The sequence below is a fragment of the Sphingopyxis sp. genome (assembly GCF_041916015.1).
Lineage (GTDB): Bacteria > Pseudomonadota > Alphaproteobacteria > Sphingomonadales > Sphingomonadaceae > Sphingopyxis.
In genome coordinates this window covers 16,744-28,901 of the sequence record NZ_JAYSAH010000099.1, presented here as the reverse complement: position 1 = coordinate 28,901, position 12,158 = coordinate 16,744, and the positions used below count along the sequence as shown (strand labels likewise).

Annotated in this window: 12 protein-coding genes; 2 read left to right on the top strand and 10 right to left on the bottom strand. The window is 68.0% G+C overall.

What is annotated here, in order from left to right; all coding sequences use genetic code 11:
• Positions 1-3 precede the first annotated feature (3 nt).
• From rpsM to ACE3SL_RS14520, 4 genes are all read right to left on the bottom strand, one after another.
• Positions 4-372 carry a 30S ribosomal protein S13 gene (gene rpsM, locus ACE3SL_RS14535; RefSeq protein WP_058454488.1) on the bottom strand — a complete coding sequence of 123 codons (369 nt, stop codon included), beginning with the start codon at positions 370-372 and terminating at the stop codon, positions 4-6.
• Between the two features lie 325 nt (positions 373-697).
• Positions 698-1,483, bottom strand: coding sequence for an inositol monophosphatase (locus tag ACE3SL_RS14530; RefSeq protein WP_374526439.1), 786 nt, complete (start codon positions 1,481-1,483; stop codon positions 698-700).
• Positions 1,484-1,488: 5 nt separating this feature from the next.
• Positions 1,489-2,832: a TldD/PmbA family protein gene (locus tag ACE3SL_RS14525; protein WP_374526438.1), complete on the bottom strand. Its 1,344-nt coding sequence runs from the start codon at positions 2,830-2,832 to the stop codon at positions 1,489-1,491.
• 169 nt (positions 2,833-3,001) lie between these two features.
• Entirely contained in the window at positions 3,002-3,400 is a 399-nt protein-coding gene (locus ACE3SL_RS14520; RefSeq protein WP_374526437.1) for a hypothetical protein, read from the bottom strand.
• Positions 3,401-3,708: 308 nt separating this feature from the next.
• Here ACE3SL_RS14520 and ACE3SL_RS14515 point away from each other — a divergent pair, with 308 nt between their 5' ends.
• Positions 3,709-5,646 carry a prolyl oligopeptidase family serine peptidase gene (locus tag ACE3SL_RS14515; RefSeq protein ID WP_374526436.1) on the top strand — a complete coding sequence of 646 codons (1,938 nt, stop codon included), beginning with the start codon at positions 3,709-3,711 and terminating at the stop codon, positions 5,644-5,646.
• Positions 5,647-5,710: 64 nt separating this feature from the next.
• Positions 5,711-6,973 carry a SulP family inorganic anion transporter gene (locus ACE3SL_RS14510; protein ID WP_374526435.1) on the top strand — a complete coding sequence of 421 codons (1,263 nt, stop codon included), beginning with the start codon at positions 5,711-5,713 and terminating at the stop codon, positions 6,971-6,973.
• Positions 6,974-7,123: 150 nt separating this feature from the next.
• On the opposite strand, the gene ACE3SL_RS14505 is transcribed toward ACE3SL_RS14510, so the two are convergent.
• The 6 genes from ACE3SL_RS14505 to ACE3SL_RS14480 form a co-directional block, all read right to left on the bottom strand.
• Positions 7,124-7,732, bottom strand: coding sequence for a hypothetical protein (locus ACE3SL_RS14505; RefSeq protein ID WP_374526434.1), 609 nt, complete (start codon positions 7,730-7,732; stop codon positions 7,124-7,126).
• Positions 7,733-7,817: 85 nt separating this feature from the next.
• Positions 7,818-8,333 carry a demethoxyubiquinone hydroxylase family protein gene (locus ACE3SL_RS14500; protein WP_374526433.1) on the bottom strand — a complete coding sequence of 172 codons (516 nt, stop codon included), beginning with the start codon at positions 8,331-8,333 and terminating at the stop codon, positions 7,818-7,820.
• Entirely contained in the window at positions 8,330-8,812 is a 483-nt protein-coding gene (locus ACE3SL_RS14495; RefSeq protein WP_374526441.1) for a disulfide bond formation protein B, read from the bottom strand. Before ACE3SL_RS14495 ends, ACE3SL_RS14500 begins: the two co-directional genes overlap by 4 nt.
• A gap of 163 nt (positions 8,813-8,975) precedes the next feature.
• On the bottom strand, positions 8,976-10,373 hold the full coding sequence (locus ACE3SL_RS14490; RefSeq protein WP_374526432.1) for a S41 family peptidase: 1,398 nt from the start codon (positions 10,371-10,373) through the stop codon (positions 8,976-8,978).
• Between the two features lie 111 nt (positions 10,374-10,484).
• Positions 10,485-11,702, bottom strand: coding sequence for a murein hydrolase activator EnvC (locus tag ACE3SL_RS14485; protein ID WP_374526431.1), 1,218 nt, complete (start codon positions 11,700-11,702; stop codon positions 10,485-10,487).
• A complete protein-coding gene (locus ACE3SL_RS14480) occupies positions 11,699-12,127 on the bottom strand; it encodes a 23S rRNA (pseudouridine(1915)-N(3))-methyltransferase RlmH (protein ID WP_374526430.1) in 429 nt (142 codons plus the stop codon). The genes ACE3SL_RS14485 and ACE3SL_RS14480 overlap by 4 nt, the downstream gene beginning before the upstream one ends.
• Between the last annotated feature and the right edge of the window lie 31 nt (positions 12,128-12,158).

Sequence of the window (12,158 nt, the reverse complement as noted above, 5' to 3'; positions counted from 1 at the left end):
GGCTTACTTCTTCTTGCCGGCGATCGGCTTCGCCTTGCCCTTGCGGGTGCGCGCATTGGTGTGCGTGCGCTGGCCGCGGACGGGAAGGCCCTTGCGATGACGCAGGCCGCGATAGCAGGCGAGGTCCATCAGGCGCTTGATGTTCATCGCCGTGTTGCGGCGAAGGTCACCCTCGACCGTGTGGTCGGCGTCGAGCGTTTCGCGGATCTGGAGGATCTCGGCGTCGCTGAGGTCCTGAACGCGGCGGCTGTGGTCGATGCCCAGCTTGTCGGCGATATCGACGGCGGTCTTGCGGCCGATGCCGTGGATGTAGGTGAGCGCGATGATCACGCGCTTGTTGGTGGGCAGGTTGACGCCCGCGATACGTGCCATTGTTCTTTCTCCTGCTCCACAGGACTCGCTGGCAGACGAGTCCTATCTCAAAGCGTCTGATTTCCAACGCAAAAAACGGACCACGAATGCGCGGCTGCGCTTCGCCGTCCGGTCAGGCTGTCGGAATGGATGCGCAACTAAGGCGAGTCGGGCGGAAAGTCAAGGCAAGGGACCGCCTTTGCGGTGGGCCGCTGCAGGACGGTCTTGCCGTTAAAGCGACAAAGGATACGGACGCAGCGCCCGAAACTGTCTCCTTTGTCGCCTTAAGCCTCTTTTCGAGGGCTGTATGGATATTGCATTGGCGGACAAGGTAGGAAAGCCCCGATTACGACGTCAATGCCACCGCGCGGTCGTGAAGCCGCCCGACGACGGCCCGGTGAATCCCGGGCGCGCAGGCGATCACGCCGAAGGCTTGCGCGCGGGGGGTGTTGAAGACGAGCGGCTGGCCGAAAGCGTCGGTGACGGTCGCGCCCGCCTCGCTGGCGATCAGCGTCGCGGCGGCGACGTCCCACTCGAACCCCCACCGCAGCGTCGCGACCAGATCGGCGCGGTCGTCGGCGACGAGCGCCATGCGCAGCGCGATGCTGTTCGGCTTCGTCACCATGATCAGGTCGCGGTCGATTTTCGGCAGGCTGTCGGCGGGGACGCGCGAACCGTCGAAGATCATCCGGCGGCTTGCGCGCAGCGCCTCGCCATTCAGTGTCGCGCCGCGGCCCTTTTGCGCGACCCACAGTTCGTCGAGGGCAGGAGCATAAAGGACGCCGAGTTCGGGCTGGCCGTCGACGACCAGCGCGACCGACACGCACCAGCCGGGGCGGCCGCGGATGAAGTCGCGCGTGCCGTCGATCGGATCGACGCACCACATCGCACGGCACGACAGGCGGTCTTCATTGTCGGCGGTCTCTTCGGAGAGCCATCCCGCCTCGGGCACCATCGCGCCGAGCACCGCCTTCAGCCGCGCATCGACCGCGAGATCGACGTCGCTGACCGGATTGTCGTGCGACTTGTGCCACACATTGACCGCCTTGCCCTCGCCGCGCCATCGCGCCATCGCCATGTCGCCGACCTCGCGGGTCGCGGCGATCACGGCTTCAAGGTTGCGGCCCGGCACGGCGTTCAGCTGCTCGCGACGGTCATGCCGTCGATACGCAGCGTCGGCGCGTTGACCGCGTGACGGAATTCGAGGTCGTTCGCCGGGACGAGCGCGGCGAACATGTCGACCAGATTGCCCGCGACGGTGAATTCGGCGATCGGCCCCGCGATCCGCCCGTCGCGAATGACGAAGCCCGACGCGCCGCGGCTATAGTCGCCGGTGACGGGATTGACGCCCTGGCCGATCAATTCGGTGAGGTACACGCCTTCCTCGATATCGGCCATCAGCGCCTCGGGACTGATCGCGCCGGCCGCCAGATGCAGATTGCTCGCGGTGACGCCCGAGGCGCCGCCGCCGCGGCTGGCATGGCCGGTCGGCGCGAGGCCGAGCTGTTTCGCCGAGGCGGTGTCGAGCAGCCAGCCGGTGATCCTGCCGCCGGTCACGATGTCGCGCGGCGCGGTCGGCAGGCCTTCGCCGTCGAAGGCGCGGCTGCGCAAACCGCGCGGGCGGTGCGGATCGTCGCGGATGACGATGCCGCCGTCGAACAGCTGCTGCTCCTCCTTGCCGAGCAGGAAGCTGGTGCCGCGCGCGACCGCGGGCCCGGCGATCGCGCTCAGCAGATGGCCGACGATGCCGCCGCTGATCCGCGGATCGAGCAGCACCGGCACCTTGCCGACGGGCGCCTTGCCGGGGTTCAGCCGCGCGACGGCGCGGGTGCCCGCGCGCTTGCCGATCGCTTCGACGCTTTCGAGGTCGGACAGGTGGTGCGCGCTGTGCCAGCCATAGTCGCGCTGCATCGCGGCGCCTTCGCCCGCGATGACGCTCGCCGACAGGCTGTGGCCACTCGACCCGTAGCCGCCGGCGAAGCCGTGGCTGGTCGCAAGCGCGAAGCGGGTGCGGCTGTGGCTCGCGCTGCCGCCTTCGCTGTTGGTGACGCCTTCGACCGCGCGCGCGGCCTCCTCGACCGCCAGCGCGGCTTCGCGCAGCGCCTGCGGATCGGCTTCGCTGCCGTCGTCGAGGTCGAAATCGGGGACCGGCCCCTTGAACAGCAATTCCCCGGGGGCGAGGCCAGCATAGGGGTCCTCGGGCGCTTCGCGGGCCATTGCGACGCAGCGCTCGACGAGCTTGGCGAGTTCGCCTGCATCCATGTCGGCGGTCGAGACGCTCGCGCTGCGCTGGCCGACGAAGACGCGAAGCGAAATATCCTGGCCTTCGGAGCGCTCGACATCCTCGAGCGCGCCGAGGCGCATCGAGACCGAGGTGGCGGCGTTGCAATAGTAAAGCGCGTCGGCGGCGTCGGCGCCGGCCTGGGTCGCTGCGTCGCAGAGCATCTGCGCGCGGTCGAGGGCTTCGGAAACGGTCAGCATCTCCGCGCCCTATACGGCGCGCGCGCCAGCGTCAAAATCTATGTCGGCAAACCGAAGGGCGTCGAACCGATTTCCCTTCGTCACCCCGGACTTGATCCGGGGTCCATCATAAGCGGCGTCGCGTGAATGGATGTCGGATCAAGCCCGGCATGACGAAAGCAAAGAGGATTCAGCGGGCGATCGCGGCGATGGCGTCGGTTGCAGCCATCGCGCCGCTGACCCACAGGAAGGGCAGCGTCAGCGCGGCGATCCACAGGCGGCGGACGTCGCGGCGGAAACGTGCGTGCAGCCCCCAGCTGGCGAGCGCCTGGCGGCTGAGATGATACCAGCGGCGTTCGGTCATCCGCGCGGTCGGAACCCCGAGCGCAAGGAGCATGATGAGCGCTACGAGGATCAGGACCGACGGCGCCCCGGCGGCGACGGCGCTGGTCACGAGCCAGATCTGAAGCGCGGCGAAGGCGATGAGCGCGGCAGCGGCATGGACGGTCATCCGGCGCCCCAGGCTGCGCGCCGGCGGAACGCTTGCAGACGATCGGCGCCAGAGGCGCGGTCCGAATGTCGATGCCATGTTTTCAGCCCCTCCGGCTGGCGATTCCCAGAAACGCCACGTTTTGCCCCTAAAATTCCCGAGTCAAGACACTCTGCCAGCGATTCGTTAATTTTTGCATTCACTTCGTCGCGGATTCGCAACGAAATCGCGCCAGAGTGCCCAAAACGCGGCCATATCGGCACTATCCATCCGGCTTGACGGGCCTTTTCGCGATGAACCGTGCCGTTGGTCGATGGTCGATCGGTTTCCGTCGAAACCTTGCATCCGGTGACGAGACGGTTAGCGTTAGGGCCCTCTCACCTTGGCAAAAAATGGGGACATCATCCATGCGATATCTGGCAGCGCTCGCCGCCTTGGTTCTGCCGCTTGCGCCTGCTTTCGCCGCCGAAGGCGACGGAGCGGCGACCGAGCCCAAACCGGCGGGGCTGATCGCCGACGGCGTTCCCGCCGTTCCCGTCGAGCTCACCGCCGCGACGCGTCCCTATATGGAATATCGCGGTGCGGCCTTCGTCGGCTGGAATCCCGCCGACAGGTCGATGCTGATCGCGACGCGCTTCGGCAACACGGCCCAGCTTCACCGCGTCGCCCGGCCGATGGGCGCGCGCGAGCAGCTCACCTTCGAGGCCGAGCCGGTCGCGCACGGCGGCTGGTCGCCGTCTGGCGGCGACATGATGCTGGTCGAGAAGGATGTGGGCGGGAGCGAATTCTATCAAATCTATGCGATGAAGGACGGGCGGCTCCAGTTGCTCACCGACGGCAAGAGCCGCAATTCGCTCGATGCGTGGAGCAAGGACGGCAGCTTCGTCGCCTTCACCTCGACCCGGCGCAACGGGCGCGACAACGACATCTATGTGATGAACCCTCGCGATCCTGCATCGGCGCGGCTGGCGGCGCAGGTCGACAGCAACGGCTGGGCGGTCGCGGGCTTCGCGCCCGACAAGAGCTGGGCGCTGGCCGCGCGGTCGGCCTCGGTCGAGAAGACCGACCTGTTCCGCCTCGACCTTGCGAGCGGCAAGATGACGCCGATCGGCGATCACAAGCAGAAGATCGCCTTCGAGGGCGCCACCTTCGCGCCCGACGGCACGATCTGGGCGACGAGCGACGCCGGCAGCGACGTGCTGCGTCTCGGCACCCTCGATCCGAAGACCGGGGCCTTCACGCCGCGCGGCCCGGCCGAGACATGGGATGTCGAGGCGTTCGACATTTCGCCCGACGGGCGCTTCATCGCCTATGCGATCAACGAGGCGGGGGTGAGCCGGCTGCGCGTGCTCGACGTCGCGAGCGGCGCCGCGCGGACGATCGAGGCCCTGCCCGCGGGCGTGATCGGCCATCTCGAGATCGCGCCGTGGGGCGCGATCGGCCTCGGCTTTACCTCGGCACGCAGCGCCGCCGACGCCTATAGCGTCGATCCCGAAACGCTTGCCGTGACGCGCTGGACGCAGAGCGAGACCGGCGGCCTCGACGCCGCGCGCAATATCGAGCCCGAGCTGGTCACGATCAAGAGCTTCGACGGGACCGGGATGTCGGGCTTTCTCTATCGCCCCGATCCCGCGAAATTCCCTGGCAAGCGGCCGCTGATCATGCACGTCCACGGCGGGCCCGAAAGCCAGTGGCGCCCCGAGTTCCTCGGCAGCACCAACTATATCGTCAACGAGCTGGGGGTCGCCTATTTCTACCCCAACGTCCGCGGCTCGACCGGCTATGGCAAGCGTTTCGTCGGGCTCGACAACGGGCCGTTCAAGCGCGAGGACAGCGTCAGGGACATGGGTATGTTCCTCGACGCGCTGGCGAAGGACCCCGGGCTCGACGCGACGCGCTTCGGGCTGACCGGGCGCAGCTATGGCGGCTATATGTGTTATGCCGCCGCGACGCATTTCGCCGACAAGCTGCGCGCGAACCTCTGCGTCGTCGCCATCTCGAACTTCGTGACCTTCCTCGAAAATACGCAGGAATATCGCCGCGACCTGCGCCGCGTCGAATATGGCGACGAGCGCGATCCCGTGCAGCGCAAGAAGCTCATGGAAATCTCGCCGCTTACCCGCGTCGCCGACATCGGGAAGCCGCTGTTCGTCGTCACCGGCGCCAACGACCCGCGCGTCCCGGCGTCGGAGGCCGAGCAGGTCGTGGCCGCGGTACGGGCGAACGGCGGCACCGCCTGGCACCTGGTCGCGACCAACGAGGGGCATCAGTGGGGCAAGAAGGAGAATGTCGATTACACCTTCTGGGCCTCATTGCTCTTCTGGAAGCAATATCTGCTGAACTGACGCTTGACCGCGGCGCGGGCCGGGGCCTAGCGCATCCGGCGGACCCTTATCGTAAGGAGATGCGATGCGCCGGCCCAAGCTGCTGGACACGATGCGCGATTACAGCTGGCCGCTGTTTCGCGCCGATGCGCTGGCCGGGATCAGCGTCGCGCTCGTCGCGCTGCCGCTGTGCATCGCAATCGCCATTGCGTCGGGCAGCACGCCCTTCGTCGGCCTCGTCACCGCGATCGTCGGCGGCTTCATCATCTCGGCGACGAGCGGCAGCCGGGTGCAGATCGGCGGGCCGACCGGCGCCTTCATCGTCGTCGTCTATGGCGTCATCCAGAACCACGGGATGGACGGGCTGATCGTCGCGACGATCATGGCGGGGATCATCCTGACGATCGCCGGATTCTTTCGCGCCGGCCGGCTGATCGCGCTGGTGCCCGAGCCGGTGATCGACGGCTTCACCATCGGCATCGCGACGATCATTGCCGCCAGCCAGCTTCAGGACGCGTTCGGCCTGACGGCGGGGAAGGTGCCCGCCGACATGATCCCGAAGATCGAGGCGCTGTGGGCGGCACGGGCGACGCTGAGCCCAACGGCCTTGGGCATCACGGCCGCGACCGTCGCCGCGATCCTGTTGCTGCGCCGCTGGCGTCCGCGCTGGCCGGTGCTGGTGATTGCCGTCGGTCTCGCCTCGCTGGCCGTCGCCGCCTTTCACCTGCCGGTCGATACGGTCGGGTCGCGGTTCGGTGCGCTGCCGTCGGGGATTCCGGCGCCGCATTGGCCCGAGGTGACGGCGGGGCGCCTCGTCGAACTGCTGCCCGCGGCCTTCACCATCGCCTTTCTCGCGGGGGTCGAATCGCTGCTCTCGGCGATCGTCGCCGACCGTATGTTCGGCGGCCATCACCGCCCGAGCGCCGAACTGCTCGCGCAGGGTTATGCGAATATCGTTTCGCCCTTGTTCGGCGGGCTCCCCGTCACCGGCGCGATCGCGCGCACCGCGACCAACGTCCGCGCAGGCGGGCGCACGCCGGTGGCGGGGATGGTCCACGCGCTGGTGATCCTCGCGGTGCTGCTCGTCGCCGGCAATCTGGCGGGGGCGTTGGCGCTGCCTGCGCTTGCGGCGGTGCTGCTCGTGACCGCGCTCAACATGGCCGAGCCCGAGAAATGGCGCGAGCATCTCGCGCTGCCGCGCGACGAGCTTTTCCTGCTCGTGCTGACGATGCTGCTGACGGTGTTCGCCGACCTCACGATCGCGATCGGGGTCGGAGTCGCGCTCGGGCTGTTGCTGCGCTGGTGGAAGGGGCGCGGGGCCGCGCCATGGACGCCGCGTGAAGGGTGAGCGACCGGGTTTCCTGAATCAACCGTGTCCCCGCAAAGGCGGGGACCCATCTCCCGCTGGTTCAAACTAGCGCCGACCGGAGATGGGCCGTGTCGGGAGGCGCGTGACTCCCGGCACCCTTCGCGGGCGGAACACAGCTGGTTTTTCCGCTTACCGCTTCGGCGGCACCGGCAACTCGCCCGCCTGGGGCTCCGCGGTCGCGGGTGCAGGCGCCTGACCGCTGGCCTGGCGTTCCAGCTCTTCGGCGGCTTTCTGGCGCTCGGCGAGCTCCTTTTCATTGGCGACCACTGCCGCCTCGACCTCTGCCGCCGCGGCGTCGATGCCCGCAATGCGCTTGGCGCGTTCGTCGGCGATCATCGCCTGCCAGTCGGTCTTGTCGGCCGCCTGACGCTCGGCCTTGGCGCCCGCGAGGAGCTGCTGCGTGCAGCCGGTGAAGCCGCCAAGCCCGACGGGCGAACAGCTGTCGATGCCGAAGCGGCCGACGCGTTCCATCGAGGTGACGCGGTTCAGCCACGCCTGATTGCGCGGGTCGAGCGGGTCGCCGCCGCGGAAGATCTGCGGCACGCGATAGCGGTCCTGTTCGGGCAGGCGGTTGCAGACGACGATCTCGTCGGGGTTCGACTGCTCGCACTTGTCGTTGCCATAGACGATGACCTGATTGATCTTTTCGGCGTTGCTCGTGTCGGCGCCCTGCGCGAACGCCGGCTGGGCGATTGCGGCTCCCGCGAAAAGAAGCATGGTCAGCGGCAGGCGGGTCATCGTCTTTTCCTTCATCCTGTTTGAACGCGGCTTGGCACCGAAAGCCTGCATCCGTCCTGAACGGGCAGACATGGGTCGAACTTTATCAGATACGCTTGGAGAGCGCGATGGCTGCGCGGCAGCCTGCACGGATCGCGAGGCTGAGCAGCGGATAGCCGGGGGCGCTTTCGGCGCCCGCGGCGAGCGCCGCTTCCTTATGCTCGAGTTCCTCGGCGCGGAAATCCTCGACCGCGGCGCTGAGTTCGGGGTCGCTGTCGCCGAGTTCCTCGATCTGATGGCGGTAATGGCGGTCGATCTCGGTCTCGACCGCCGCGGTGCAGGCCATCGCGGCGCGCGGCCCCATCGCGGCGGTGACCGCGCCGAGCGCGAAGCCTGCGACGTTCCATACCGGCTGGAGCGCGGTCGGGCGGACGCCGCGCCGCGCGACCATCGCGTCGAAAAACTTCCGGTGCCGCTCTTCCTGTTCGGCCATATGGGCGATCTCGCGCGCCATCGGATGACGGTCGCCCATCACCGCGAGCTGGCCGGCGTAGATGCGCGTTGCACCATATTCGCCCGCCTGATCGACGCGGATCATCGATGCGGTGCGGTCCTTGCTCATAGGACCGATGTGGTCCGGCGGCGGAGCAAGGTCAAGACGAGCGCCGCGGCCCCGAGCGAGAAGATCGCGTTGAACCCCGCCAGCGAGATGCCGAACAGCCGCCATTGCGCGACGTCGCAGCGAATGATCGGCGCCGCCATGATCTCGTCGAGCGAGATTGGGCCGCTATGGCTGGTGCTGCATGTCGTCAGCCCTTCCCACAGGCCATATTCGACCCCGGCGTGGAAGATGCCGATCAGGCCGCTGATCGCGATGGCAAGGGCCGCGAGCCCGGTCAGCAACCGCATCGCCTTGTCGTTGCGGTTCAGAAGCAGGGCGAGCAGCGCCAATATGATCGCCGCCTGATGCGGCCAGCGCTGCCAATAACACATCTCGCAGGGATGAAGGCCGAAGCCGAACTGCGACAGGAGCGCGCCGCCGTAGAGGAGCAGCGGCGCGGCGAGCGCGACCAGCGGCGCGGCAAAGCGGGATTGGAGCATCATTAGACCTCTAAAGCCGCGAGCGGCATTTGTCAGAATCGTCATTGCGAGGAGCGAAGCGACGCGGCAATCCAGAGTCGCATAAACCGCTCTGGATTGCTTCGCTTCGCTCGCAATGACGAGTGGAGGAATTCAACGTCATCAAGCTCCCAGCTGCGTCATCCTAATTGCGCGCGGTCGGCTTGGCCGCCGGCTTCACGGCCGGCTTGCTCCCCGCCGCCATGCGCTGCGCCGACGGATTGATCCGCCCGATCGTCTGCAGCGCATAATAGAGCTGATAGTCGTCGATGCCCTTCGCCTTGAGGTCGGCGGCGCTTGCGGTGAAGCGCGGGTCCTCCTTCTCGTCCTTTTCGAGCAGGCTGTTGTCGACCTTCTTCTCGTTGATCAGGTGCCGGCGAAGATCGCTTTCGCGGAAGCGCGGGCGGTCCTTATAGTCGGGGTCCGAAAGCTGCGGCACGCGAATGTCGGGTTCGATCCCGCCTTCCTGCACGCTGCGCCCCGAGGGCGTATAATAGCGCGCGGTGGTCAGGCGGAGCGCGGTGGTGTCGGTCAGCGGCAGCACCGTCTGCACCGATCCCTTGCCGAAGCTGCGCTCGCCCATGATCACGGCGCGATGCTGGTCCTGCAGCGCGCCCGCGACGATTTCGGAGGCCGAGGCCGATCCGGCGTCGATCAGCACGATCATCGGCGCGCCGCCCGCAAGGTCGCCGGGCTCGGCGAAATAGCGTTCGATATCGCCCTTCTTGCGCCCGCGCTGCGAGACGATCTCACCGCGGTCGAGGAAAGTGTCGCTGACCCCGACCGCCTCGTCGAGCAGCCCGCCGGGGTTCGAGCGGAGGTCGAGCACCCAGCCGCGCGGTTTGTGGCCGAGCGACTTTTCGACCGATACCATCGCGGCGCGAAGGTCGCGGGTTGCATCGGCCGAGAAGCTGGCGATCGTCAGCACGCCGACATCGTCCTTCACTTCCCATTTGACCGGCTTCACGTCGATGACCTCGCGGGTCAGCGTCATCTCGATCGGCTTGTCCTGCCCTTCGCGGACGACGGTGATCTCGACCTGGGTGCCGGGCTTGCCGCGCATCTGCTCGACCGCCTCGTCGAGCGTCATGCCGAAGATCAGCGTCTTGTTGATGTGGGTGATATAGTCGCCCGCCTTGACGCCGGCGCGGTCGGCGGGGGTGTCGGCGGTCGGCGCGATCACCTTGACGACGCCGTCCTCCATCGTGACCGACAGGCCGAGCCCGCCATATTCGCCATCGGTCTGGGTGCGGAGGTTCGAATAGTCGCGCGCGTCGAGATAGCCCGAATGCGGGTCGAGGCTGGCGAGCATGCCGTTGATCGCCCCCTCGATCAGCTTGTCGTCGCTGACCGGCTCGACATAATTGGATTTGACCTCGAGGAAAACGTCCATGAAGCGCGAGATTTCTTCCTGCGTCGAGGCATCGACGGTCGCCATCGCGCCGGTCGCGAGCGGGACGAGCGCCAGCGTCGAAAGCGCGGCGGCGCCCTGCCACAGCGCGAAGCGGCGCTTGGGAGAGGCGGTCTTGGTCGAATCGGTCATGGTCGTCTTTCAATCGCGCAGGCGTGAACCTGCCTTATAATCCCCGGCGCGCCATCGTCCTACGGATTTTTGGAGGCGTCAAGCGGTGCTTCCCGATGGGGGGAGCGCGCGTCACCCCAGCATCTGCGCGATGTCCACCGGGCGTCCGGCGCGGCGGAGCTCGATCGTGATGCGGCTGTCGCCCGATCCGGCGCGGCCGATCGGCGCGCCGGCGTCCAGCGTGTCACCGACCCCGGCGGACAGCGCGATCATCCCCGTGACCAGCGTGATCCAGCCGCCGCCATGGTCGATGATGACGATCTTGCCATAGCCGCGATAGTCGCCCGCGAAGCTGACGCGGCCGGGCGCGGGGGCGACGACCTGGCCGCCGGGGCGCGCCGCGATCGTGATGCCGCGCGATCGCACCCCGCTGTCGTTCACCTCACCGAGCCCGGCGACGATGCGCCCGACGACGGGCAGGCGATAGGCGCCGCGCGTCAATTGGGCCTCGGCGGGCGCGGGCGCCGCAGGCTGGATGGCGGCGCTCGTCGGGTCGCGCGGGCGCGGCATCGGGCCGGCGAGCTCGGCGAGTTCGGCGCGCACCGCGCTGTCGGCCTCGAGCGTGTCCATCAGCTCGACGATGTCGCGCGCCTTCTCGCCAAGGCCGAGCGCGCGGTCCGATTCGAGCTGCGCGCTGCTCATCAGTTCGCGCGAGCGCATCCGGCCTTCATTCTCCAGCCGGGTGAGCGCGTCGCGGCGCTGGGCAAGCTGCGTCTTGCTCGCCGCGAGCGCCCGGAGCGCGATCGTCTGTTGCTGCCGCGTCGTGCGAAGCTGGACGAGTTCGCGGCGAACGCCGGCGGTGCGCCGCGCGATCACCGGCATTGCGGCGTCGATGACGGCGCGGGCATGGACCATGTCGGTCAGCGATCCCGGCTGCGCGAGCACGCTGACCGGCGGCTGGCGCGAAAGCTGCTGGAGCGCGGCGGTGAGTTCGAGCAAAGGCTGCTGCTGCTCGGCGAGCCGTGCCTCCTGCGCCTTCAGGCGCTGCGCGACGAGCGCGACGCGGGCTTCGCCGGCATTGATGTCGGCCTCGGCCGACTGGATGCGTGCCGCGAGCGCGGCGCTGCGTTTCTTGAGCCGGTCGGCCTCATCGCGCGCCGCTGCCGCCTGCGCTTCGAGCGTGTTGCTGCGCGCCATCGCGTCGGCCGACTGCTGCTTCGCGGTCAGTAACTGCTGGCGCTCGCGGGCCGCGATCACCTCGGGGTCGAAGATGTCGTCGCTTTGCGCGAGGGCATAGGCGCCGCCGGTGACGGCGAGACCCAGCAGGAGCGGGGCGGCCCAGCGCCTCACTGCCGTCCCTCGCGGTGATAGGGGTGGTTCGCGATGATGCTGGTCGCGCGCCACAATTGCTCGGCGAGCATCGCGCGCGCCATCAGGTGCGGCCAGGTCGCCCGGCCGAAAGCGATGACCTTGTCGGCGCCCTCGCGCTCGTCGGGCGTGAAGCCGTCGGCGGCGCCGAGGCAGAAACGCGCCTCGCGCACCCCGCTGTCCCGCCATTTTTCCAGCAGTTTGGCAAATTCGAGCGACGACATCTGCTCGCCGCCCTCGTCGAGCAGGACGGTGCGGCTGTTGTCGCTCGCGGCGGGAACGCGTCCGCCGGTGTCGGGAAGCTCCGAAATCCTCTGCGCCCAGGTCACGCGCTTCATATAGCGCTCGACCAGCTCGGCCTCGGGGCCACGCCCGATACGTCCGCGCGCGATGATGTGGAGAAGCATGACGCCTCGCCTACGTTAGCGAGGCGGAGGC

Bases quoted from the DNA above. Each gene is read 5' to 3' on its own strand.
- rpsM (WP_058454488.1), bottom strand. From the start codon at position 372: ATGGCACGTATCGCGGGCGTCAACCTGCCCACCAACAAGCGCGTGATC.
- ACE3SL_RS14525 (WP_374526438.1), bottom strand. From the start codon at position 2,832: ATGCTGACCGTTTCCGAAGCCCTCGACCGCGCGCAGATGCTCTGCGAC.
- ACE3SL_RS14520 (WP_374526437.1), bottom strand. From the start codon at position 3,400: ATGGCATCGACATTCGGACCGCGCCTCTGGCGCCGATCGTCTGCAAGC.
- ACE3SL_RS14515 (WP_374526436.1), top strand. From the start codon at position 3,709: ATGCGATATCTGGCAGCGCTCGCCGCCTTGGTTCTGCCGCTTGCGCCT.
- ACE3SL_RS14510 (WP_374526435.1), top strand. From the start codon at position 5,711: ATGCGCCGGCCCAAGCTGCTGGACACGATGCGCGATTACAGCTGGCCG.
- ACE3SL_RS14505 (WP_374526434.1), bottom strand. From the start codon at position 7,732: ATGACCCGCCTGCCGCTGACCATGCTTCTTTTCGCGGGAGCCGCAATC.
- ACE3SL_RS14500 (WP_374526433.1), bottom strand. From the start codon at position 8,333: ATGAGCAAGGACCGCACCGCATCGATGATCCGCGTCGATCAGGCGGGC.
- ACE3SL_RS14495 (WP_374526441.1), bottom strand. From the start codon at position 8,812: ATGCTCCAATCCCGCTTTGCCGCGCCGCTGGTCGCGCTCGCCGCGCCG.
- ACE3SL_RS14490 (WP_374526432.1), bottom strand. From the start codon at position 10,373: ATGACCGATTCGACCAAGACCGCCTCTCCCAAGCGCCGCTTCGCGCTG.
- ACE3SL_RS14480 (WP_374526430.1), bottom strand. From the start codon at position 12,127: ATGCTTCTCCACATCATCGCGCGCGGACGTATCGGGCGTGGCCCCGAG.